Origin of the sequence: Arcanobacterium canis (assembly GCF_029625435.1) — a bacterium.
Classification (GTDB): Bacteria; Actinomycetota; Actinomycetes; order Actinomycetales; family Actinomycetaceae; genus Arcanobacterium; species Arcanobacterium canis.
On record NZ_CP121208.1, the window covers coordinates 335,221 to 358,234 of the forward strand.

Here is a 23,014-nt window from a genome sequence, read left to right on the forward strand (position 1 = left end):
AGTGTGTCGGTAAACTAGCACCAGTTCAATGAAAAACAGGAGAAAAAGTGCAATACCCTCAGCTTGACGTGTTAAAAAAAGTCGCAGTGAATGCCACGGAAGTCTCGGGCAATGACCGTGAGATCCTTACCTCTCAGCTCGGACGTGACCCACGTGGTCTCGTTGGAATTGGAGCGCGATGCGCATGTGGGGCGCCTGCTGTTACGATCACATGGCCCCGTTTACCGGACGGTTCGCCGTTCCCCACGCTGTTCTATCTGTCGCTCCCGTGGATCGTCAAGCAAATTTCTCGTGTGGAATCGCGCGGTGACATGGCGCTCTTTAACGAGCGTCTTCACACTGATCCTCAGTACGCAGCAGCGCACGTACGCGCACACGATTCCTACGTTGAACGCCGAGACATCCTCGAACAGGTGCCCGAGATTGCCGGTAAATCTGCTGGTGGTATGCCTGATCGTGTCAAATGTCTCCACGCGCTCGCCGGTTACGCGCTGGCGGCTGGCCCTGGAGTGTGTCCGGCGGGTGATGAGGCTCTAGAGATGATCGGATGGGATCCGCAGGTCTGCCATTGTCAAGACCCAGATACTGAATCGAACGATAGTGATATGTCAGATGCGGAGGCGAACGCATGAGAGTAGCGGGTATCGATTGTGGTACCAACACGATTCGGTTGCTCATTGCCGAAGTACCCGGAGAGTCAGGTGCGCCGCTTACTGATGTCGCTCGTGAGATGGAAGTGGTGCGCTTGGGCCAGGGTGTCGATCGTACTGGACGTTTTGACCCTGAATCTTTGCGACGCACTCTCGAAATGGTTGACCAGTTTGCCGCGAAGTGCCGCGATGCGGGCGTGGAATCGATCCGTTTCGCAGCGACGTCTGCCACCCGTGATGCAGCTAACCGGCAGGAGTTTATCGACGGAGTCCGGGAGCGCCTGGGAATCGAACCGCAAGTGATATCTGGAAGGCAGGAGGCAAGTCTCTCTTTCGCAGGTGCAATCTCCGTTCTGCCAGCAGATTCACCGTCGCCACTGATCGCGATTGACCTTGGTGGTGGCTCGACTGAACTTGCGCTTGGCACATCGGATGGCGAGGTTCTTCAAGCATTTTCGATGAACGTGGGAAGCGTTCGTATGCGTGAGCGTCACCTGCTCTCAGACCCGCCGACGCCGAGTCAAGTCGCGGCTGCTCGCGAGGATGTGAATGCAGCACTCGACGAGGCAGAGAAACACGTTGATCTCTCAGCAGCTCGTGGAGTGATTGGGTTGGCTGGGACGGTGACCACTGTGACTGCACAAGCGCTCGGTCTCGATTCGTATCAACCCGAGCGTATTCACGGAGCTCAACTCAGTCTTAAGCAGATTGAAGAAACCTGCCAGTGGTTTATTGAGGCACCGTTTGCTCTGCGTGGCACCCCAGGATACATGCATCCAGGCCGCGTCGATGTGATTGGTGCTGGCGCGCTGGTGTGGTGGGAAGTCGTCAAACGTATTGCGCAACGAACAGCTGATGCACGGCAGCCGGTCACCCACGTCGTGACGTCGGAGCACGACATCTTAGACGGGCTAGCATTGTGGGCTGCAGGTGAACCTCAGACGCCGAATGTGGCAACACGCAGGTAGTGTAGTTGTGGCCGGTAGCGTTACGCTACCGGCCACAACTACACTGGGCGTTTTATCGCCCTCGGTTACGTTCGTCAGACGGGCCACCAGAGCGGCGGATGTTTGTCTTATCTGCCAATCGCATATGATGGTGTGCTCGGGCGCGCGCAGCCCAACCACCCATGATGATTGCCAGGAGAGAACCAAGAATCACGGAAACCGCAGCGTGTGCTCCATGTGATGATCCTTCGGGGAAGGAAAGCTGGGCGATCAGAAGTGAGACAGTAAAGCCCACACCAGCGATCAGACCCATCGCTGCAATATCAGGCATTTTGACGCCACGGCCCAAGTGTCCGTTGAAGTATTTCACCATCACCCAAGTGGAGAGTGTAATACCGAGCATCTTGCCCAGGGGGAGGCCAAGGTAAATGCCTACTGACACGTGGTCAGTGAGAAGTGAGGCCAACCCGCCCTTGTCAATGACGTTCACGCCAGCTGCGAAGAAAGCGAAAATCGGGACCACAAATCCGGCGGAGAAAGCGTGATACTTCTGCGTAAAGAACTCAGTCATCGGCATGGTGAATTTGCGGTTCTTGGTCTTTTGAATGGCTGGAACGGTCAGGCCCAGAGCTACAGCTGCGATTGTTGCATGAATTCCAGAGAGGAACATGAAATACCAGGCTAAGACAGCGAGAGGAATGAGGATCCACCACTTCGTGATGCGCTTTTGAACGATAAAGCCATACGCTGCAATTGTTGCCAGCGAAGCAAGTAGCCACAAGAGATTGATATTGTCTGAGAAGAATACGGCGATGAGAATGATCGCCAAGAGGTCATCGACGACGGCGAGCGTCATGAGAAAAGTGCGAAGCGCTTGCGGCAATCCCTTGCCGACGAGGCCGAGAACGCCGAGAGCAAAGGCGATGTCTGTTGCCACTGGCACTGCCCAACCATCGTAAATCGGGGTTGCTGAGAACAACTGAATCACGACGTAAACGAGGATCGGGCCGATCATTCCGAAGGCGGCAGCCACCATTGGAACCATCGCGAGCTTGCGATCACGCAAGGACCCGATTGCAAATTCCTGTTTGAGTTCTAGACCCACGGTGAAGAAGAAAACAGCGAGGAGCGCGTCGGCAGCCCAATGTGCCAGGCCAAGATGAAGTCCCAATGCCTGCGGGCCGACTTCCCAGTGAGCCAGTGCTTCGTAGGAACCGCGGATTGGCGAATTCGCCCAGACGATTGCGATTACTGCGGCCACCATCAACACCATTCCTGCGAATGTTTCATTGTGGAGCGCGCGCGAATAGCGGGCGAATATGTTTGGCGTTTTCGACATGTTGTGTATCTTTCTTTTTTGTTACTGCTGTCCAGTTTAGCGAAAGCGTCAAAGGGGGCCATTATCTGTTTCACGTTATTGCCAGTAAAATCGAGAATTTTTCGAGGGGCGCTCATGTCAGCCGCAAGAGTTATCACTGATCGAGTGTGCTGTGTCTCCTGTCATTGGGCGAAACAAGCACGGCGAGGAAATTTTTCGTAGAATAGTTCAGTACGCCCCCGTAGCCCAATGGCAGAGGCAGCAGACTTAAAATCTGCAAAGTGCGGGTTCGAGTCCGGCCGGGGGCACAAAAATGAGGCCCAGGTTTTCCCTGGGCCTCGATCTTTTTGCAGTGTGGGCTACCAGAAAATCTGGAGGCCTACACTGTTGACTTTTTAGATATCACGTTTCGTAAACATCGTGAGTCCGCCTGCGAGGGACACGGCAACATAGGTGCCGAGGGCTGCGAAAGCGTCAGCCGCCGAGTCAAGAAGTGGGCCGCCAATGAGTGGTGGCATTGCTTCGTTGTACACAGCCAAAGTGCCAACTCCCTGCGGCATGAATTGGGGGAGGTTTTCTGCAACCCACTCCACGGGGATCAGACTAATCATTCCGCCGAACACGAAGAACACCATCAACACGGCGATGGCCCCTGCTGTTGAACGAAGGATATACCCAAGTCCGAGTGCAATAAGCGCGAACGCAACGAGTACGGCGATAAAACGTCCACAGGCGTACCACGTTTGTGCCGTGAACTTTACTCGCGAACCGAGCTGTAGGTAGATGATGCCGAAGAGAATCAGTGCGGTAATCAGAGCATAGATCGCTGTATAGAGGGCGGAGGCCACAACTTTGGCAAAAAATGCCATAGCGCGCTTCGCTTCGGAAAGCGCTGTGGTGCGCATGGTGTTATGTGCGTATTCACTTGTGACGAGCAGTGCGCTGATGACGATCATCACCAATCCTGGGATACTCCAGATAGAGAAAACACCTTCGGCGTTCGTCGGAGTGTCAGGTCTCTGATTGGCCGCGAAGACAAAAATCAACGCCAGCACCGATGACAGGAGCAAACTGATGAACGACGTGATGAGAATGGAACGAACCATCAGCTTTCTCACCTCGGAGCTCACAGCGCCAACGAAGCTCGCACGATGCGAGGCGAACTGAGAAGTATAAGAACTACGTGGCATCGCGGTCATCGTGCGCCTCCCGTGTTTGCTGTGTATTCAACTTGATCTGCAGTCAGCTCCATAAACACATCTTCGAGAGAAGAATGCTGCTCGGAGAGTTCGTGAATTTCAATGCCAGACGTGTAGAGAAGATGCCCGATTTCGCTACGGCTGGCACCTTTCACTTCGAATGATCCCATGGGGTGTTTGTCCTGAGGAGCAAGGTGTTCAAAGACGAGGCCAGCACCTCGTAGCGCGTCACCGATCGCCAAAGCATCGGGCCCGGCAATGAGTACGGATGAACGTGCGGCACTCTGTGTGAACTGCGCGATTGGCCCGGCGTCGATTAAGGAGCCTTTTCCGATAATGACGAGGTCATCGGCAGTTAACGCCATCTCACTCATTAAATGGCTCGAAACGAGTACCGTTCGTCCTTGCGATGCGAGTTCGCGCATGGTTGAACGAACCCAACGAACGCCGTCGGGATCGAGGCCGTTCACAGGTTCGTCGAAGAGCAAGATCTCAGGATCACCCAACAACGCGGTAGCAATTCCGAGGCGCTGGCCCATGCCGAGTGAAAAACTCTTGAACCGCTTATTTGCCACCGACGAGATACCGGTGAATTCAAGGACTTCTTCTACGCGACGCTGAGGGATCCTATGAGTGGCAGCGACGATTTTCAGGTGGGCACGTGCGCTGCGGCCAGGATGGAATGCTTTTCCGTCGAGGAGAGCTCCGACTTTGGTGATAGGGGAGCGCAGATTTTTGTATTCAATCCCGCCGACGGTTGCACGTCCCGACGTCGGTGAATCGAGGCCGACGATGCACCGCATCGTTGTTGATTTTCCTGACCCGTTCGGCCCCAGAAATCCGGTGACTCGTCCTGGCTGTACGGAAAAAGAAAGATCATTCACAGCGACTTTTGAGCCGTACTTTTTCGTCAGATGCTCAACTGTTATCATGGCGCTCCTTTGTGTCAGGTTGAGTTCATTCTATATGGATAGTGGTGAAATCGGCGTCGGTCTGGGGTTGTACGCGCCGGGCGGAAAAGATCGCGTCTGAGGGGCTATTGCTTGTGCTTACGGTTCCGTTAGGATAGATAACAGTTCGCCGAGAGGGTGTACTTCCCGACGTTTTGAGATCCCAAGGAGGGATAATGTCCAATCCAATTATGCAGCGTAACCCCTATTTCCAGGGTGCGACACAGAATGCTTCGCAGGCGGGTGCTGCCCACCACGGTTACGATCCTCGTGCAGGATACGCCGGACAGTATGGCGCGCCACAGCAGGGTGCTGAGCAGATGGCTGGACAGGCTGCTTTCCAGTCTCAGTTCCAGCCTCAGATGAATGGCAATGCATTCGATCAGGCGCCAGCATCTCATCGCATGACCTACCAGGATGCAATGAATAAGACTGCCACTATGCTTGGCGCAACCGTCGCCGCTGGTGTCGTCACTGCACTCATCGTGCCATTGCAGTTCCAGATTCCACTTGCCTTTGTGTCAATGATTGCAGCTTTCGTGGTCGGTATGGTGATCGCGTTCAAGCGCATGGTTGGCCCAGGTTTGGCGCTGGGCTACTCGGTTCTTGAAGGTATCGCTCTTGGTGCTATCACGTTTGCCCTTGATCGCGTGCTTCCAGGTGTGGCTTTCCAAGCAATCCTCGGAACACTCGCCGTTGTGGGTGTGACGCTTGGACTTCACTATTCCGGTGCTGTTCGGACGACGCCGAAGGGGCGCAAGATTGTTCTGGCAGTTGCGCTCGCCGGCCTGGTCTTCGCAGTGGTGAACATGCTCCTGATGGCATTCGGTGTGACATCGGGTCAGTGGGGACTGCGTTCGGTGACCATCATGGGTCTGCCGCTCGGTGTGATCCTCGGCATCGTGATGATCGTGGTTGCGTCCTACATGTTGATCGGCGATTTTGAGGACATCAATACAGCTGTTGCTAACGGTGCCCCGAAGGAGTTCGCGTGGACTGTGGGTATTGCAATCGTTATGACAATTTTGTGGATCTACGTTGAAGTGCTTCGCCTTGTTGCGATGCTTGCTTCGGATCGCTGATCCATTTCAGCGCTGACTAAAGTTGTGGCGAGTTCCTTGACGGAACTCGCCACAACTTTAGTCAGTATGAATGGCTGAGCATAATCAGCGCTGGTGAACACCGACGATATCGACAACGAATACGAGAACGTCGTCGCCGTTGATGCCCGCGCGCGGGTTACCCATCGGGCCGTAGCCCTTTTCCGGAGGAACTGACATCACGAGTCGTGTACCGACCTGTTTGCCAACCAATGCTTGATCCCAGCCTTGGATCACCATTCCAACGCCAATCGGAAACGACGTCGTCGAACCGCGGTAGTAGGAGGAATCGAATACCGGGCCATCCCAAATCTGGCCGTGGTAGTTCACTTCGATTTCCGATCCCTTGGTGACAACTGGCCCGGTGCCTTCTTCGAGAACCTCAACCGCCAAGCCCTTCGGGGCATCGCCCTGCGGCCATGTGAACTCAGGTGCCTCACCAAACTTGCCCGAAACCTCAGGAAGCTTTGACATGTTTTGTCCTTTCGTTGTGTGAACGGTTGCCACCAGTCTAGCTGCTGACACTATGGTCGCTGACGTTATTACGTGCGGGCTGATCACCCGCTTGTTGTGGGAACTTCTCTTCCCTAGATTCCTGCCAGCGGGCCAGAGCCTGGCAGCGGGCACGGCAAGCCCGACTCTGAGTGGCAACGGTAGCCGTTGGGAACCTTGTGAAGGTACTGCTGGTGGTCGTCCTCAGCGAGATAGAACGGGCCAGCACTATCAGCTGATTTGAACTCAGTGACAATTTCGCCTTTACCCGCCGCGCGCAGAACTTTTTCGTAGGCATCGCGCATCGCGACGGCGGTGTGGCCCTGTTCGTGGGTAGTATAGAAAACCGCACTGCGGTACTGAGTGCCGATATCTCCAGCCTGTTTATTGAGCGATGTCGGATCGTGCATCTCGTAGAACGTCTTGAGGATTACGCCGACATCAGTTGTGGTCTTATCGAAAACGACGCGCACAGTTTCTGTGTGCCCGGTTTCTCCGGTGCAGACCTCGCGGTACGTCGGGTGAGGCGTATAGCCACCCATGAAACCTACCGCCGTCGAGACGACGCCTGGCATCTGCCAGTAAATCTCTTCGACTCCCCAGTAGCATCCGCCAGCAAGGTAAATAACTTCCTGGTTTTCGCCGGGTTCAGCGAGCACGTCCGTGCCAAGAATCGCATGTTTTTGCGGGTTGGGGTTGATCGCGTTCTCGCGCCCGGGGAGCGCATCTTCAGGTTTGACCATCTCTGGTCGGCGGAAAAGAAACATTTAGCCCTCAAAAGCCTCGATCTTGATAATTTCTACGGTGAAGTCCTTGCCGTTCGGTGCCGTGTAGGTGGTGGTATCTCCTGCTTTCAGTCCCAGAATTGCGGCACCGAGCGGGGCTGATTCTGGGTACACGTCGATCTCGACATGGCCGGCTGCCTCACGCGAGCCGAGGAGGAAATGCTTGTCCTTGCCGTTGACCTTTGCCGTGATTACGGTTCCAGGTGCCACTGTTTCAGCGCTGACTGGCTCTTCCGACACCTCAGCGTGCTCAAGTAGGTATGTCAGTTCTTGGATACGGCCTTCCAGCTTGGACTGCTCTTCACGAGCGGCATGGTAGCCGCCGTTCTCCGACAGATCGCCCTCTGCGCGCGCTGCTTCAATACGCGAAACGATTTCGGCGCGGCCCTCGGTCTTCATCGACTCAAGTTCAGCTGTGAGGCGATCGAAGCTCGCCTGCGACATCCAGGTAGTTTCTGCCTTTTCTGCCATCTTGTACTCCTTCATGACCTCGCGGTCATTACAAATAGAAGCATGTCCACACATGTGGACATGCACTTGCCGTCCCCGAATTCTAACACCGACGACAGTGGGTGGGCAGGGGGAATCGGCTCGGGGCGTAGTCTGGGCCGGTCTCGTCACAGCTGGTATGTGCTGATTGTGGCTGAAGGCGTTGCTCTTTGCTTGTATGGGGACTAAGGTAGTTGAAAGTAAAAACACTAAAAATTCAACTATCCTGATAGGGGGGATTCGATGACTGAGCAACGCCGGCTCATGGCCATCCACGCGCATCCGGACGACGAAGCCTCAAAAGGTGCAGGAACGCTTGCAAAATATTCCACAATCGGACGCGTGCGTGTGGTGACGGTAACCGGTGGTGAGCGGGGAAGTATTCTCAATCCCCCCCTCGTCGGGAATCCTGATATTGCAGCGGATCTTGTGACGTATCGTCGCCGCGAGATGGCTGACTCGGCGCGCGCATTGGGAGTGGAACATGCCTGGCTGGGCTTTGTCGATTCCGGCCTTCCCGAGGGGGATCCACTGCCTGAACTTCCTCATGGTTCTTTCGCGGCGATTGGTCTTGACACACCAACACGTGCGCTCGTCGCTCAGATTCGCGAATTCCGCCCGCAGGTCCTCGTAACGTACGACGAGCACGGTGGCTACCCGCACCCAGATCATATTCGCACCCACGTCGTCTCGATGGCTGCTGTCGCTGCGGCGGCAGACCCTTACTACGCGCCTGAGTGCGGAGAAGCCTGGACGGTGGCGAAGGTCTATTACGACGCCGGTTTTTCGGTTCGCCGGATGCGCACACTCGATGCTGCAATGGTCGAAGCAGGGCTTCCAGCTGTGTTTACGCAGTGGGTTGAGCGCGCGGACGGCCACGCGTCGATGGAAGGAATGACATCGATTAACGTGGCCGAGTTTTTCCCGGCACGCGATCGTGCGCTCGCCTCCCATGTGACTCAAATCGATCCGGACGGAATCTTCTTTGCTGTGCCGCGTGAGCTTGAAGCACGCGTATGGCCGTGGGAGCAGTTTCACTTGGCGATGAGCAAGGTCGGCTGGGCTCACGAAGAAACTGACTTATTTGAGCGTATCCCCGGACTTGAGCCAGTGAACTCAGAGCTTCGCAACTGAGCTGAAACCTCGCACCGACGTCGGCGGAGAATAGCAGCCTAGGACAGGATCGCCAGCCACGTTGCAACGCAGTGACAGGCGTAGCCGATGGCCGTACCCGTGTGGAAAAATTCGTGGAATCCGAAGTGTCCGGGCCACGGATTCGGCCAGCGAGTGGCGTAGAAAATTGCGCCGATCGTGTAGGCGATGCCGCCAGCGGCGATGAGCCACACAATCGCAGGTCCGCCACTGGCATAGAAGTGCGGAACGAACCATACTGCCACCCATCCCAGGAGAATATAGTTGAGAGTGTAAAGCCATCGGGGAGAGGTTGGCCAGAAAATCGCCATGCCAATTCCGATGGCCGCGCCGCCCCACACAAGACCGAGCACGAGGGCAGCAAGAGATGGGCTCAGGAGAGAAACCGACAGCGGTGTATAGGTGCCGGCTATGAGAATAAAGATATTTGAGTGGTCAATCTTCTGAAGGATGCCTTTCACTTTGGGCGCCCACGGCCCAAGGTGATAAACCGCAGAATTTCCGAAGAGGATGAGTCCTGCAATCATAAAAACGATTGCTGAGAGGAGCCGTCCGACGGTCGGCGCGAAAATGATCAGAAGAATACCGTTGGCGAGGGCCAGGGGAGCGGTAAAGGCATGGATCCAACCGCGGGCTTTCGGTTTTGGTGCGCTGGCAAGGAAGGCCTTTCGCTCTGTCCTGTTCATGTGAGCAAGGCTCTTGACCGACGACGTCGAAGCGGATGTATGTTCGGGGATCTGGACTTTTGTCATTGTTTCTCCTCTGTATCTGCCTCAAGGCTAGAGGCCGTCGTGCGCTGGTGCAATGCGCGGGTGAGAATTTCCATCTGTGTGTGGATATTGCTCCGAGTTTTACGGGCAAGGTTCTCTATTCTTCTGTGCCCCTCGTGTTCTGGCGAGGACAGGTAATATGAAATCGGAGAAAGGAGCCCCAGCCATGTGGATACCTGAGTTTTTGTACTCGCTATATGAGCGTTTGCTTGAACATGAAATTCGTACGGCTGCGGTTCCAGAGCATGTGGGGATCATCCTCGATGGCAACCGGCGTTGGGCGAAAGCGCTGGGGATCTCCGCAGCTAACGGCCATCGCAAGGGGGCTGACCACGTGAGCGAAGTCCTCGGATGGTGTGAATCTGCGGGGATCAAGATTGTGACTTTGTGGATGCTGTCCACAGAGAACCTTTCACGGGCCGCTTCAGAACTCAATGACCTCATCGGAATCATTGGGGACGCGGTGGATACACTCGCCGACTGCGGTAGCTGGAATGTGCGCGTCCTTGGTGACTTGAGCCTCCTCCCTGACGAGGCTGCGCAACGCCTCACAGCAGCAGCGGCCCGATCAACAAAAGATCCCCAGGCCATGACGGTAAACGTCGCTATCGGTTACGGTGGTCGTCAAGAAGTGACCCAGGCAGTTCGAGAGTATTTGCTCGAACGCGCAGCAGCCGGAGTGTCCCTCGAAGAAGTAGCGAATTCTCTTTCAATGAAAGAGATCTCGGATCACATGTACACCGCTGGGCAGCCTGATCCTGATCTGATTATCCGAACCTCCGGTGAGCAACGTATGAGTGGCTTCATGCTCTGGCAAACCGTTCACACGGAATTGTATTTCTGCGAGACCTACTGGCCCGATTTCCGGCGAGTGGATTTCTTGCGTGCGATTCGCGATTTCTCCACTCGTGATCGTCGAATGGGACGCTAATCGCATTTGGTGCGATACCGGAATGTCAGACGCTAGGGTGAATGGTTTTGAGTGCGCCAGTTCAACGCGCGTAGAGTTCAGATTCTGCTTGGAGTTCTGCCCGAGTTGGAGGATTCGCACCCGCGCGGGTGATAGCAATTCCAGCGGCGGCAGCAGCGTAAGCTCCCAGCGAGCGCAGGACAGGAGCGGAAAGATCTGAGATATGGGCAGTTTCTTCGCCGCCGAGCACAGAGAATCGTCCAAGGCCATCAATGAGGGCGGCTGTGAGTGCGTCGCCCGCACCGACGGTATCGACAACTTTCACCATCGCAGCTGGCAGTGAAATAGATTCACGCCCCGTCGAAAGGAATACGCCTTCGGGACCGCGAGTGATGACGGCAAGTTTAGCGCCACGTTCAAGGAAATAGTGGGCTGCCTCTTGTGGAGAGATCTCGCCCAAGAGAGCGGCGACGTCTTCGTCAGACGCTTTGACAACGTCGATATACGGCATCATCTCATCGATTTGACCAAGCACCTTTATTCGAGACCCCATCACATTGAGACGGACATTGGGATCATAGGTCACAGTTGAACGTCCGGCATAGAGCTTGAGCCATTCCAAAGCAGCCGTCCGTCCAGGCTCAAGGTGAGCACCGAGGGAACCAATGTGCAACGCACGCGGTGCATTTTCTTGAATTTTACGGCGAAGCTGTGGATCTTCAGGTGGCAGGGGAAAATCTGAGACGAGTGAGAACTCATACGAGGCGGCCCCACGCTCGTTAATCGTGGCCTGCGCCGTCGAGGTGGGACGCGAATCTATCGATCCTTTCACCAACTCTACCCCAGACTCTTCGAGCCGCTGATGCAAAAGCGCTCCGTCGTCGTCGCTGCCGATTCGCGTCAGTAGCTGAGTGCGTCGTCCAAGCAAGGACAGGCCGACTGCGGTGGCGAAGGGAGAGCCACCAGGGTATCGGGTTGTTCCTTCGGGCCGGGTGATGATATCGACAAGTGATTCACCGATAACGAAGGTGCTCATTGGTCGTTCTCCTGCGCTGGTAAATGCGCCGATGCTTGTGCTGCGGCAAGGCGCTCGCGAGCTCCGTCGAGCCACTTTTCACAACGTCGTGCGAGGGCTTCGCCGAGTTCCCACATGGTGAGAGCGTCTTCGAGAGGAAGATTTCCCTGCTCAAGGCGTGAAACGATCTCCACGAGTTTTGAGCGTGCATCTTCGAACGATAGGCCTGCAACCTTGGCATCAAGTTCTTCAGGGCTCAGGGGTGCAGAGTTGGTGGATTGTGAATCGTCTGCCATTTTTCTCTCCTGTCCTGAATTCATTCTTCTGTCCGACCAATCGGTGCCACCAGGTCAAGCGAACCTTCCGCCAGCGTTGCCGTCAGATGCTGGCCAGGTACGAGTCCGTGAGGTGATCGGACAATCTGACCCTCCTGTGTCCTTAACACAGCGTAACCGCGATTGAGCGTCGAATGTGGGGATAAAGTCCGTAGCTGGCGTGTGAGAGCCGAAAGGTCTGCCTGTCGGCTCTCGACGAAGCTATTCATATACTGGGCTGACCATTGACGTAAACCGGCAATATCTTCGGCGCGAGCATCGAGCATATTGCGTGGCTGGGACATCACTGGGCGAGTGCGCAAGGCGAGGACGTCATGGGAGGCACTTTCGAGTAAACGGTCAATCGCAAGCCTACCACGACGTAGACCAAGCAGAAGATCCTGACGAAGTTCCCCGACGTCGGGTACGACGTTCTTTGCTGCGTCAGTAGGTGTGGAGGCTCGGAAATCGGCAACAAGATCGAGAATTGGTGCATCGGTCTCGTGGCCGATTGCAGAGACGATAGGGGTCTGGGCTGCAGCGACAGCACGGGCCAAGGCTTCGTCTGAAAACGGCAGGAGATCTTCAACTGAGCCGCCGCCACGAGTAATGATGATGACGCAGACGCGAGGATCAGCGTCGAGTTCTTCAAGGGCCGGGATAATTTCGCTCACTGCCCCTGCACCTTGTACTGCGACTTCGCGAATTTCGAATTGTGCATCGGGCCAGCGATGGTAGGTGTTTTCTAAAACATCGTGTTTTGCCTTGGCGTTACGGCCACAAATTAGCCCGATAGTTGAGGGGAGGAAAGGCAGGGGCTTTTTGCGCCGGGGATCGAAAAGACCCTCATCAGCGAGCTTTGCTTTGAGTTCCTCAATGCGCGCAAGGAGATCTCCCAATCCTACTTGTCGAATTTCCTGGGCAAAGAGTGAGAGGGAGCCATTGACCTTGTAAAAATCTGGCTTGGCCTGCACAACAACGTGTTGGCCCACCTCAATGGTAGGGCGAAGGGCGTGAGAGAAAATCTTCACGGTGATCGAAGCCTTCTCGTGGAGATCAGTGAGAGTGAGGAACTGAACCTTCGACCCTGGCCGTCGGACAAATTCAGTAATTTCTCCTTCAACCCACATCAAGGACATTGCCGCCACATACTCTTCAATTTTCTTGTTGAGTAGCGCAAGCGGCCACGGGTGTTGCGCGGTGGTTGCGGCAGCCGTTTGGGGAAGATCTTGAGGAATTGGATACTTCACGCTGTCTATCCTAAAACGAGAAATCGCGGTGACGTGGACACGGAGCCGCATTCGCAAAGTGATATGCGATGCCAAGTGGGCAGGATATGCGCAAAATATGTGCATGACTCAGATGCGGGGAATAAGCGCGTTGTCTGTATTGTGGCCGCACTCTCTCGCGTTGTGTTGATTTTTCCCATAATGTTGAAGCGTGACTGAGAATACTGTGTCCCTTGCTGGTGCTGCCGCTTTCCCTTCTGAGATTCCATCCCAAGAATCTGCTGACGGTAAGCGCATCTTGATTGCGACCCCGCGCGGCTACTGTGCTGGTGTTGACCGTGCGGTTGACACAGTGGAAAAAGCCCTCGAACTCTACGGAGCTCCTGTTTATGTGCGTAAAGAGATCGTCCATAACAAGTTTGTTGTCGAGACGCTGACTAAGCGAGGGGCGATTTTTGTTTCTGAAACGGACGAGGTGCCCGAAGGTGCGCGCGTTGTATTCTCGGCTCACGGGGTTTCGCCTGCCGTCCATGAAGAGGCCAATCGCCGCAATCTTCTGACCATTGATGCGACCTGCCCATTGGTGACTAAGGTTCACAAGCAAGCTGTTCGATTCGCGAACGACGATTACGACATTCTCCTCATTGGTCACGAGGGGCATGAAGAAGTTGAGGGCACGCAGGGAGAGGCGCCTTCCCATATTCAGGTAGTCAATGGCCCGGATGATGTTGAGGCTATCGACGTTCGTGACCCTGATCGTGTTGTGTGGATTTCTCAAACGACGCTCTCGGTTGACGAGACGATGGCCACGGTGGAGCGTCTGCGTGCAAAGTTCCCGAACCTCATTGATCCCCCGTCCGACGATATTTGCTACGCCACCCAGAACCGCCAAGGTGCGGTGAAGAAGATGGCTCCTGAATCTGATGTTGTGATTGTGGTTGGTTCGGCAAATTCTTCGAACTCGGTACGTCTTGTTGAGGTTGCTCTCGAAGCGGGCGCTGGCAGCGCGTACCGCGTCGATAAAGCCGAGCAGTTGGATGAGGAATGGATTCGCGGTGCTCATACCATTGGTGTGACTTCGGGTGCTTCGGTCCCAGAAATTCTTGTCCGCGAGGTTGTTGATTGGCTCAAAGCGCGCGGATTCACCGCAGTCGAGCCAGTTGCGACAGTGACTGAAGATGTGCATTTCTCTCTCCCAAAAAATCTCCGCGGCGATCTCAAAGCAACTGGCGTTGAAGTGGATCGTCCGCACAAGGTGCGTGATCGCAAAGCCGGTGTGTCAAACGCTCGCTCAACACACCGAATCGGCGAGACAAAGGAAGGCTGAGTCTGTACTCATAGTTCAGGGGCCGTGATCTCTCGGATCTGCCCACTGTCACTCCTGATCGGCTCAGGTGCGTGAAGCTCATGAGCTTTATGACCCAAAGAATCGAATTTTCGGTAGGACACGAGCACGCGGCTTTCGAGTGATGCCATTGCAGAGTTGTATGCCTTGACCGATCCTTGGATCGTTTTGCCTAACTTCGTCAGATGATCGACAAAAACACTCAGACGATCAACCAATTCGCGTCCAACAGTGACGATCTGGGTAGCTTCAGCTGAAGCCGACTCGCTTCGCCAGACAGCGGCGATTGAACGAAGAAGTGCTAGTAGCGTGGCTGGCGAAGCCGGAATGACTCCCGAGCTGAGAGAATCTTCGAGCACAGTGACATCAGATTCCACTGCTTGTGACAGCAGTGATTCTGCCGGTAAGAACATGATGGTGAGCTGTGGAGAATTTGGAAAATCAGCAGGGTAATTCCGTTTCACTAGCGTATTAATGTGTGAGCGAACTGCTTTTGCATGAGCAGCAAGGTAACGGTGGCGCTCAGCTGACCGATCGAGATCTGATGGAGGAATCTCCATCGCCTGAAGATATGAGGACATGGGTACTTTTGAATCAATAGCGATATGTCCGCCTCCAGGAAGATGGATAAGAACATCAGGGCGTCCCGAGCGATGACTGTCACTCGCGTTTTCAGTAAATGCCGCAGATGCCTTTTGCTCGTCAAAATCGACATGCTCAAGCATTCCAGCAGCCTCAACGACTCGTCGAAGTTGGATTTCTCCCCACGATCCACGAGCTGATGAGTTTGTCATCGCTGCGGAGAGGGAATCAGTGGTGGAGGCGAGCCGAACTGTCACTTTGGCGTCATTCGCAAGTTGCTGGGTGATGCGAGCGAATTGTTCCGCATTCTTTGTCTCAAGGGAACGAACGTACCGATCAACGTCAGCAAGTTGATGGCGGATCGGTGCCAGTGCGGTGAGCAGTGAGGAATCCTCACGCGATTTTTTAGCCAATCTCTCGAAATCATCTTCGAGCCGTGCCTGCTGACCCTGTGCGATGAGTAATTGTTCGCGCGAGTGTTGAGCCAGGGCGCGGGCAGAATCCGCTTCTGCCCGCGCCGCATCAATCCCTGCGCGGTGACGGCTGATAGCAAATGCCCAGCCCAGTGCTGCACCACACGCGATGGACAGCCCAATGATCACAATGAAGAAACCGAGTGAAACGTTCATAGCCTCAAGAATATCGAGGGGGTATGACAAAAATTTCGCATCACTTTTTCCACGGCTCTGAATCGGGGAGGAAACTCGCCGCTCACCTCACTAGAATGTAGTCGTGGCTTTAACTATTGGAATTGCAGGACTGCCTAACGTGGGCAAGTCCACCCTGTTCAACGCGCTCACGCGCGCAAATGTTCTCGCTGCAAACTACCCGTTTGCAACGATCGAACCCAACGTCGGAATCGTTCCGTTGCCTGATCCGCGCTTGAATAAACTGGCGGAAATCTTTGGCTCGCAGAAGATCCTTCCGGCAACAGTGTCCTTTGTTGATATTGCCGGCATCGTGCGTGGTGCCTCCGAGGGTGAAGGTTTGGGAAACCAGTTCCTCGCAAACATTCGTGAAGCTGACGCCATCTGCCAGGTCACTCGTGCCTTTGCGGATCCTGATGTCACCCACGTCGACGGAAAAGTGGATCCAGCGTCGGATATCGAAACGATCACCACGGAACTTGTGTTGGCCGATATCCAAACCCTTGAAAAGCAGCTTCCGCGCCTTCAAAAAGAACTCACAGGCAAGAAGATCCCTAAGGAATACGTCACCACCGCTCAAGAAGCCATCGAGATTCTTGAGCAAGGCAACACTCTCTTCGCTGCGGGCAAGCACCTCGATCAGGACATCCTCAAGTCCTTCCAACTCATGACCTCCAAGCCCTTCATTTACGTTTTCAATACCGACGACGACGGCCTTGCAGATACCGATATGCAGGCACAGTTGCGCGAAATTGTGGCTCCTGCGCAAGCGATTTTCCTCGATGCGAAGTTCGAAGCAGAACTTATCGAACTCGAAGAAGACGAAGCTCGCGAAATGCTTGAATCAACTGGCCAGAGTGAATCGGGTCTTGACCAACTCGCCCGCGTCGGCTTCGATACCCTCGGTTTGCAGACGTACCTGACAGCTGGGCCGAAGGAAGCTCGTGCCTGGACAATCCACAAGGGAGATACGGCTCCGCAGGCTGCTGGCGTGATCCACACCGATTTTGAGCGAGGCTTCATCAAGGCCCAGATCGTGTCCTTCGATGACCTCGTGCAGTACGGTTCGATGGCTGAAGCTAAGGCGCACGGACACCTCCGTATGGAAGGAAAAGATTACGTGATGCAAGACGGCGACGTCGTCGAGTTCCGCACGGGGCTTACGTCTAAGAAGTAGAATAGGGGTATGAAGCCGACCTCCTCCCAGCCTGTCCGTGCAGCGATCTACCTGCGCATCTCGCTCGACCGTGAGATGGACGGGCTCGCCATCGACCGTCAGCGCGAGGACTGCGAGAAGCTCGCTCAGTTCCGTGGCTGGGGGATTGTCGAGACCTATGTGGATCAGTCCATCTCCGCCTCTGACAAGACGAAGAAGCGTCCCGGCTACCTGCGGATGGTCGCTGACTACGAGGCGGGGCTACTTGACGCGATCGTGTGCTACGACCTCGACCGGCTCACCCGACAGCCTCGGGAACTTGAAGACTGGATCGACCGAGCCGAGTCCCGTGGCCTCCTCCTCGTGACAGCCAATGGCGACGCTGACCTCGGCACCGACGGCGGGCGCATGTACGCCCGCATCAAGGCAGCGGTCGCCCGCAATGAGATCGAGCGCAAGGGCGCTCGCCAGTCGCGTGCGCACGTCCAGCGTGCTCGCCAGGGGCGGCCGCCGAAGGGTGTTCGCCCCATGGGTTACACGACCTCAGGCGAACTCATCCCTCACGAGGCCGAGGCCGTCCGTGCCATCTACGCCGCCTTCCTTCGAGGGGACTCGCTGCACGGCATCGCGCGCGCACTGAGCGGTGCTCAGGGCGACGGCGAGGGGGCGGGGGTTCCACGCATACCCCTGCACAGTCGGACGATTGTCCTCGAACGGAACACGCGTCGGCAGGCTGAGGGCAAAGAGCCTCGCCCCGTGCCCGCCGATAAGCCGTGGTCAGCCTCGACGGTGCTCGGGATCTTGCGGAACCCGCGTTACGCGGGCTACTCGGTCTACACCTCGAAGGACACTCGTCGGCAGGAGGCCGGGGAATCGCGCCGCAAGGCCCTGCGAGACAACCTCGTCAAGGACGAGAACGGTGAGCTCGTGCTCGGGCAGTGGGAGGCCATCGTCGAAGTAGATCAATGGTGGACGGTTCAGAACCTCCTCGACGACCCTGCCCGCGTGACGAACCGCTCCGGCTCCACCGTTCGCAAGCATCTCGGGGCGGGGCTCTACCGGTGTGAAGTGTGTGGCGAGCCTGTGCGGACCCGCGCCCGCTACTACAGCTGCAACGCCGGGCATCTCAACCGCACCCGAGACGCGATTGACGACTTCGTGCGGGCTCTCGTCGTCGCCCGCCTACAGAAGAAGGACCTCAAGCGTCGCAAGAAGCAGGCGGACCCCGAGGTGAAGGACGCGTTCTCGGAGCAGATCGCACAGCAACGAGCCCGCATTGCTCGTGCTGAGCGAGACTACGACGCCGAGGTGATCGAGGGTGCCGACCTCGCCCGCATCCGTGCTGCTGCTCGGGCTGAGATCACCCGGCTTGAAGCGGAGCGATTGGTCTCCGGTACCGGGACCATGCTCGCGCCGATCCTCGGGACACCAGACCCGGCAGCGGCTTTCCTTGGGGCTCCCATCGCATTGCAACGGACGATGATCGACACGCTCATGACGGTCACGCTCAGGCGGGCGAAGCAGGGGAAGAAGGGCTTCGATCCTGAGTCGGTTGAGGTCGTGTGGAAGTGACCTGGCTTCGGGGTGCTGACGTTGGGTGCTCCAGGTGGGGATCCAGAAACATACACAAGACCGCGCCCTGCGGGCGCGAAAAGGCGAAACTGGTCAGCGCCCCTGCGGGGCGCGAGGTCACCCTCACAGGAGGGCGAGCTCGCGAGGTGAGTGCCCATGCGGGTGGTCGGCAGTATGTGAGTGAGACGAGGAACACGCGGTGCTGCACACATTGCACACATCTGCACACATCATGTGTGCAGCACTTTTCGTTGAGATGCCGGGGCAAACTCGGCGCTGCACACACTGCGCACATCTGAACGCATTACGTCCTCTATAGGGCGATTATTGGGCGCTGTTCTCTCCCTATGGCAATGAGTGAGAAAGATGTGTGCAATGTGTGCAGATAGAGACTTTTCGTTGAGATGGCGGGCGAAACGTCCTGCACACATCCCTGCACACATTGCACACAAGTGTGTGCAGCAATGTAAGCGTGGTCGCAGAGAACGGCGCGCTATGTCCGCTTGCTCCCACCTCTCATCACTCACCCTCATGTGCTCGCCGTGCGCGCCGTAGATGAGTGGTCTCGCTCCTCCTGAGGGTGGCCCATCGTCTCGCGGCTGTGGTCTGTGATCGCCCCGGGGCTGCGCCTGAGGTTTCGCCTCGTGCGCGTCGCAGGCTGCGCGGTGAACCTCCCAAGCCTATTCTCCTGCGCTCCATCTACCTCGTCGACGTGCTCGACGCTAGGTGAGAGTGGGCTACCTCCAGGACTACTTCTGGAGCCAGTTCCCGGATGAGTCCTGCTGGTAGCCGTAGATCTTCGAGTCGGTGATCGTGACCCTTCCGTCCTTCATCACCGTGAAGCGAACGTAGGCGAAGTCTTCCGGTGAACCGTTCTTTGTGATCCCGAGCTTCTCGACTCCCGTCTCGCTGGTCGAGTCGGCGAAGGGTTCGAGAGCGCACTTCATGACATGTGTGACGACCGTGCCATCGCCGTTGATGTAAGTGCCGGGCTCGGGGGAGTCTTCCTTGAGCTCGCCGATGGGCCTTGTCTCCTGGGGCTCCGCGCCCTTTGAGAAGGTGCGAGTGACATCGACCGCACAGTACTTTGCAGAATCGAGCGCGTGAGCCTTGAGGTCGAGGGACGTGACGAGCAAGTTGTCTGCTTCGGAACCCATCGAATCGAGCAGGAGCTCCGGGAACTCGACATGGATGCTCTCGACAGGTCCGAGGGCGCCACCGAAGGTGAAGGTCTGGGTCGTGCTGGACGTGTCGCTGTCGGACGATGTGCCCCCGTCTCTGGGGTCAGCTCCTCCCGAGCATCCGGCCAGTAGCGCGCCGGTTGCCAGCAGTGCGATGAGCGAGAGGTGTCGTTGTTCCATGGGAGCCTCCTTGAATGTGCTCGTGTGCGAGGCGAATCTCCGAGGCATGATATAGCAGGCCTGTCGCATAGGGTGTTGTGTTGAAGGCCCGTTTCGCACCATGAGGGGATGGTGTGGAGTAACGAGGAGGCTGAGCAGCTGGGCCAGGCGCTGAGGGTGGCGCGGGCGGAGCGAGGCTTCTCGCAGGAGAAGCTGGCCTTCACGGCAGGCATCACCAAGAACCAGATGCAGCTGCTGGAGGCTGGGCGCGCGTCGGGTCGGAAGGGTGAAACTGGCTCCTCGAACCCCCGAATGGCCACGATCTACGGCCTCGCGAAGGCCCTCGACCTCACCGTTGCCGAACTGTTCACGAGGGCTGGTCTCTGATCCTCTCCGAGCTTCCTTGTTGAGTGTGTCCCTGGATGTCGGGGGCGCACGCGCCCCCGAGTGAGCGTCTGGAGGCTGGGGTGTCAACGTGCGCCCTTTCCGAGCTTGGGCTGCCCACCCCGGTCTCCATCGAGCTCGGAGGTTCTCATGTCCTGTTCAACCGTTACTGTCGCCCGTCCTCGCGTGTGGGTGGGTTGCCTCGCCTGCTACAACGAGGGTCGTCTCGTGGGTGAGTGGGTCGATGCCGAAGGTGCTGGCGACCTCACCTCCAACGACCTGCACGGCACCCCGACGACTCACGAGGAGCTCTGGTGCTTCGACCTCGAAGGCTTCCCGCGAGGGACTGGCGAGATGTCCCCGTCTGCTGCCGTCCCGTGGGGTGAGCTCTTTGAGGAGGTGGGGGAGCGCCAGTGGGACGCTCTGCTCGCTTGGGTGGAGACGGGCTGCTACGTGGCGGACGCCGACGACCTGCCCTGTGTGTCCGACTTCGAGGAGCGGTTCTGCGGCCGCTGGGACTCTGAGCAGGACTACGCTGCGCACCTCGCTGAGGAACTGAGCATCTGGGACGAGGTTCCCGAGCACCTGCACTCCTACCTCGACATCGACGCCTGGTGGCGAGACGAGAGGCTCGACTACTGCATCACCGACGCCCCCGACGGAGGCGTCTTCATCTTCCGATCACACTGACTGATCTCCCCGGAGGCCTCACGGCTTCTGGGGAGATCGTTTCGCCTCGTATTCGAGGCCTTGTCTCGACTTTGGGGAGCCTGTCAGGTCATAATGGCAGTCGTGCGTAGTGTCGAGCTTTTTGCAGGTGGCGGTGGTCTAGCCCTTGGAACGCACCTCGGAGGCTTCTCTACCGAGGTCGTGGCTGAGTGGGACTCCTGGTCCTGCGAGACCCTGCGCATGAACGGCGGTCTCGGACATCCCCTCGTCGCTGGCGTTGACGTTCGCGAAGGCGATGTCCGCAAGATCGACTGGAGCGATGTGGCCTCTGGCGTAGACCTCGTGTCGGGCGGGCCGCCGTGCCAACCCTTCTCGATGGGCGGCAAGGCGATGGCCGCCGAGGACCCGCGCGACATGTTTCCGGCGACCGCCGAGGTCATCCGTCAACTTCAGCCTCGCGCCTTCATGGTTGAGAACGTCCGAGGCCTCACGCGCCCGGCGTTCGCCAACTACTTCTCGTACATCCAGCTGCGCCTCGCGCACCCCGACCTCGTAGCCCGTGCCGGCGAGTCGTGGAGCGACCACTACGCGCGCCTCCAGGCCGAGCACACCTCCGTGCGCACCGACCTTCAGTACCGGGTCGTCACGCGGCTGGTCAACGCCGCCGACTACGGCGTCCCCCAGCAGCGCTGGCGGGTCTTCATCGTCGGCTTCCGGTGCGACATCGACGCCGAGTGGTCCTTCCCCGAGCCGACTCACAGTGCGAGCGCCCTGCGCGCTGTTCAGGAGTCCGGGGAGTACTGGGACGCTCACCGCGTGCTACGCTCCCAGCGCATCACCGAGCTTCGCGGAGGCGGAGATCCTGGCTTACGCCCGTGGCGCACCGTCCGCGACGCTCTCGCGGGGCTGCCGGAGCCCACTGAGAAGGGCTCGCCCAGGTTTCTCAACCATGTCCTTCAGCCCGGCGCACGCTCGTACCCCGGACACACGGGCTCCTTCATTGACGCGCCCTCGAAGGCCCTCAAGGCGGGCGTGCACGGCGTTCCTGGCGGCGAGAACATGCTCAGGCGTGCTGACGGCTCCGTGCGTTACTACACCGTGCGCGAGGCGGCCCGCCTCCAAACCTTCCCCGACCGCTACAGGCTCAACGGCCCTTGGTCCGAAGCCATGCGCCAGATTGGCAACGCCGTGCCCGTACGCCTCGCCCAGACAGTCGCCGCCTCAATCCATGAGCACCTCGAACTTGCCTCTGTCCGCGAGCACATGGCCATGCGTGAGCTCTCACTCCAATACCCGCCTGCGCAGGTCACCGCATGAGTGCCCCGTTCAACCCGCTCGACATGCGCAACCTTGCGGAGTCCATCGTCAACGCCCTCGATGAGGTCGAGCCTCAGCCTCTCGGGGAGCTTGTGCGCTTCGAGGGAGCGGGCATCTACGCGCTCTACTACCACGGTCCCTTTGAGGCGTACTCGCTCCTGACTGAGCAGAACCGAGACGGCAGTCGCGAACCGATCTACATCGGCAAGGCGGTGCCATCAGGCGGACGACGCGGCATAGCGGTCGAGACGAAGACAACAGCTCTCTTCAAGAGACTTGGCGACCACGCGAAGAGCATCGTCGCCGCGTCCAATCTCGACATCGCTGACTTCCGCGCCCGATGGCTCGTCATGGAGGACATCTGGATTCCCCTCGGTGAGTCGGCGATGATCCGTCGGCACACGCCCGTGTGGAACGCTCTCCTCGACGGTTTCGGCAACCACGACCCTGGCAAGGGCCGCATCAATGGCGTCCGCTCCAAGTGGGACACGCTGCACCCGGGTCGCCCGTGGGCTGGCAAGTTCCCACCGAACCCGGAGTCTCCGGCTGCCGTGGCGCAGGAGGTCACGGAATACCTGCGCTCGCGCCTCGCCTGAAACGGCTAGAACGCAAAGACGGTATTTGGCGCCCATCTTCGCTCCAATATTGACCAAGCTTCCGCAATGGTTCATTCCTGCCCAGT

At 57.4% G+C, this 23,014-nt stretch carries 24 protein-coding genes and 1 tRNA gene; 13 read left to right on the forward strand and 12 right to left on the reverse strand.

Going from position 1 to position 23,014, the window contains the following annotated elements; translation table 11 throughout:
* The first annotated feature begins 47 nt into the window (after positions 1-47).
* Both P7079_RS01420 and P7079_RS01425 read left to right on the forward strand, forming a co-directional pair.
* Entirely contained in the window at positions 48-632 is a 585-nt protein-coding gene (locus tag P7079_RS01420) for a DUF501 domain-containing protein (protein ID WP_278013063.1), read from the forward strand.
* Entirely contained in the window at positions 629-1,618 is a 990-nt protein-coding gene (locus tag P7079_RS01425; RefSeq protein WP_278013064.1) for a Ppx/GppA phosphatase family protein, read from the forward strand. The genes P7079_RS01420 and P7079_RS01425 overlap by 4 nt, the downstream gene beginning before the upstream one ends.
* 52 nt (positions 1,619-1,670) lie before the next feature.
* Here P7079_RS01425 and nhaA read toward each other — a convergent pair whose 3' ends face one another.
* Positions 1,671-2,936: a Na+/H+ antiporter NhaA gene (gene nhaA / locus P7079_RS01430; RefSeq protein WP_278013065.1), complete on the reverse strand. Its 1,266-nt coding sequence runs from the start codon at positions 2,934-2,936 to the stop codon at positions 1,671-1,673.
* A 214-nt stretch (positions 2,937-3,150) separates the two neighbouring features.
* Here nhaA and P7079_RS01435 point away from each other — a divergent pair.
* Positions 3,151-3,223 (forward strand) — tRNA-Leu (locus P7079_RS01435).
* A gap of 87 nt (positions 3,224-3,310) precedes the next feature.
* Here the strand turns inward: P7079_RS01435 and P7079_RS01440 are convergent.
* Entirely contained in the window at positions 3,311-4,114 is an 804-nt protein-coding gene (locus tag P7079_RS01440) for an ABC transporter permease (RefSeq protein WP_278013066.1), read from the reverse strand.
* Entirely contained in the window at positions 4,111-5,046 is a 936-nt protein-coding gene (locus P7079_RS01445) for an ATP-binding cassette domain-containing protein (protein ID WP_278013067.1), read from the reverse strand. Before P7079_RS01445 ends, P7079_RS01440 begins: the two co-directional genes overlap by 4 nt.
* Before the next feature lie 194 nt (positions 5,047-5,240).
* On the opposite strand from P7079_RS01445, the gene P7079_RS01450 reads away from it, so the two are divergent.
* Positions 5,241-6,146 (forward strand): Bax inhibitor-1/YccA family protein, encoded by a 906-nt coding sequence (locus tag P7079_RS01450; protein ID WP_278013068.1) that lies wholly within the window; start codon positions 5,241-5,243, stop codon positions 6,144-6,146.
* Positions 6,147-6,230: 84 nt separating this feature from the next.
* Here P7079_RS01450 and P7079_RS01455 read toward each other — a convergent pair whose 3' ends face one another.
* The 3 genes from P7079_RS01455 to greA form a co-directional block, all read right to left on the reverse strand.
* The gene (locus tag P7079_RS01455) at positions 6,231-6,638 is read right to left on the reverse strand and encodes an FKBP-type peptidyl-prolyl cis-trans isomerase (RefSeq protein WP_278013069.1); all 408 of its coding nucleotides are present in this window, start codon (positions 6,636-6,638) and stop codon (positions 6,231-6,233) included.
* 113 nt (positions 6,639-6,751) lie between these two features.
* Positions 6,752-7,423, reverse strand: coding sequence for a peptide-methionine (S)-S-oxide reductase MsrA (gene msrA / locus P7079_RS01460; RefSeq protein WP_278013070.1), 672 nt, complete (start codon positions 7,421-7,423; stop codon positions 6,752-6,754).
* Positions 7,424-7,912, reverse strand: coding sequence for a transcription elongation factor GreA (gene greA, locus P7079_RS01465; RefSeq protein ID WP_278013071.1), 489 nt, complete (start codon positions 7,910-7,912; stop codon positions 7,424-7,426). It abuts the gene before it with no gap.
* 261 nt (positions 7,913-8,173) lie between these two features.
* On the opposite strand from greA, the gene mca reads away from it, so the two are divergent.
* Complete coding sequence (gene mca / locus P7079_RS01470; protein ID WP_278013072.1) at positions 8,174-9,064, forward strand: mycothiol conjugate amidase Mca; 891 nt, start codon at positions 8,174-8,176, stop codon at positions 9,062-9,064.
* A gap of 38 nt (positions 9,065-9,102) precedes the next feature.
* Here mca and trhA read toward each other — a convergent pair whose 3' ends face one another.
* The gene (gene trhA / locus P7079_RS01475; protein WP_278013073.1) at positions 9,103-9,834 is read right to left on the reverse strand and encodes a PAQR family membrane homeostasis protein TrhA; all 732 of its coding nucleotides are present in this window, start codon (positions 9,832-9,834) and stop codon (positions 9,103-9,105) included.
* A gap of 184 nt (positions 9,835-10,018) precedes the next feature.
* Here trhA and P7079_RS01480 point away from each other — a divergent pair, with 184 nt between their 5' ends.
* Complete coding sequence (locus P7079_RS01480; protein ID WP_278013074.1) at positions 10,019-10,783, forward strand: isoprenyl transferase; 765 nt, start codon at positions 10,019-10,021, stop codon at positions 10,781-10,783.
* 61 nt (positions 10,784-10,844) lie between these two features.
* Here P7079_RS01480 and P7079_RS01485 read toward each other — a convergent pair whose 3' ends face one another.
* Genes P7079_RS01485 through xseA form a run of 3 tightly spaced genes read right to left on the reverse strand, consistent with a single transcriptional unit; the run spans position 10,845 to position 13,341 of the window.
* A complete protein-coding gene (locus P7079_RS01485; RefSeq protein WP_278013075.1) occupies positions 10,845-11,798 on the reverse strand; it encodes a carbohydrate kinase family protein in 954 nt (317 codons plus the stop codon).
* Positions 11,795-12,073, reverse strand: coding sequence for an exodeoxyribonuclease VII small subunit (locus P7079_RS01490; protein ID WP_278013076.1), 279 nt, complete (start codon positions 12,071-12,073; stop codon positions 11,795-11,797). The genes P7079_RS01485 and P7079_RS01490 overlap by 4 nt, the downstream gene beginning before the upstream one ends.
* Before the next feature lie 20 nt (positions 12,074-12,093).
* Positions 12,094-13,341 carry an exodeoxyribonuclease VII large subunit gene (xseA, locus tag P7079_RS01495; RefSeq protein ID WP_278013077.1) on the reverse strand — a complete coding sequence of 416 codons (1,248 nt, stop codon included), beginning with the start codon at positions 13,339-13,341 and terminating at the stop codon, positions 12,094-12,096.
* A gap of 205 nt (positions 13,342-13,546) precedes the next feature.
* Here xseA and P7079_RS01500 point away from each other — a divergent pair, with 205 nt between their 5' ends.
* Positions 13,547-14,647 (forward strand): 4-hydroxy-3-methylbut-2-enyl diphosphate reductase, encoded by a 1,101-nt coding sequence (locus tag P7079_RS01500; RefSeq protein WP_376987068.1) that lies wholly within the window; start codon positions 13,547-13,549, stop codon positions 14,645-14,647.
* An 8-nt stretch (positions 14,648-14,655) separates the two neighbouring features.
* On the opposite strand, the gene P7079_RS01505 is transcribed toward P7079_RS01500, so the two are convergent.
* On the reverse strand, positions 14,656-15,876 hold the full coding sequence (locus tag P7079_RS01505) for a DNA recombination protein RmuC (protein WP_278013078.1): 1,221 nt from the start codon (positions 15,874-15,876) through the stop codon (positions 14,656-14,658).
* 103 nt (positions 15,877-15,979) lie between these two features.
* Between P7079_RS01505 and ychF the strand changes: the two genes are divergently transcribed.
* Positions 15,980-17,071, forward strand: a complete 1,092-nt coding sequence (gene ychF / locus P7079_RS01510) for a redox-regulated ATPase YchF (RefSeq protein ID WP_278013079.1) — start codon at positions 15,980-15,982, stop codon at positions 17,069-17,071.
* A 9-nt stretch (positions 17,072-17,080) separates the two neighbouring features.
* Positions 17,081-18,622: a recombinase family protein gene (locus P7079_RS01515; protein WP_278013080.1), complete on the forward strand. Its 1,542-nt coding sequence runs from the start codon at positions 17,081-17,083 to the stop codon at positions 18,620-18,622.
* Between the two features lie 749 nt (positions 18,623-19,371).
* On the opposite strand, the gene P7079_RS01520 is transcribed toward P7079_RS01515, so the two are convergent.
* Complete coding sequence (locus P7079_RS01520; RefSeq protein ID WP_278013081.1) at positions 19,372-19,983, reverse strand: hypothetical protein; 612 nt, start codon at positions 19,981-19,983, stop codon at positions 19,372-19,374.
* A gap of 108 nt (positions 19,984-20,091) precedes the next feature.
* Between P7079_RS01520 and P7079_RS01525 the strand changes: the two genes are divergently transcribed.
* The 4 genes from P7079_RS01525 to P7079_RS01540 all read left to right on the forward strand — a co-directional run bounded on the left by P7079_RS01525 (position 20,092) and on the right by P7079_RS01540 (position 22,928).
* Positions 20,092-20,349 (forward strand): helix-turn-helix domain-containing protein, encoded by a 258-nt coding sequence (locus P7079_RS01525; RefSeq protein ID WP_278013082.1) that lies wholly within the window; start codon positions 20,092-20,094, stop codon positions 20,347-20,349.
* Positions 20,350-20,496: 147 nt separating this feature from the next.
* Positions 20,497-21,036, forward strand: coding sequence for an antirestriction protein ArdA (locus tag P7079_RS01530; protein ID WP_278013083.1), 540 nt, complete (start codon positions 20,497-20,499; stop codon positions 21,034-21,036).
* Between the two features lie 93 nt (positions 21,037-21,129).
* Positions 21,130-22,332 (forward strand): DNA cytosine methyltransferase, encoded by a 1,203-nt coding sequence (locus tag P7079_RS01535; RefSeq protein WP_278013084.1) that lies wholly within the window; start codon positions 21,130-21,132, stop codon positions 22,330-22,332.
* Positions 22,329-22,928 carry an Eco29kI family restriction endonuclease gene (locus tag P7079_RS01540; protein ID WP_278013085.1) on the forward strand — a complete coding sequence of 200 codons (600 nt, stop codon included), beginning with the start codon at positions 22,329-22,331 and terminating at the stop codon, positions 22,926-22,928. Before P7079_RS01535 ends, P7079_RS01540 begins: the two co-directional genes overlap by 4 nt.
* Positions 22,929-23,014 lie beyond the last annotated feature (86 nt).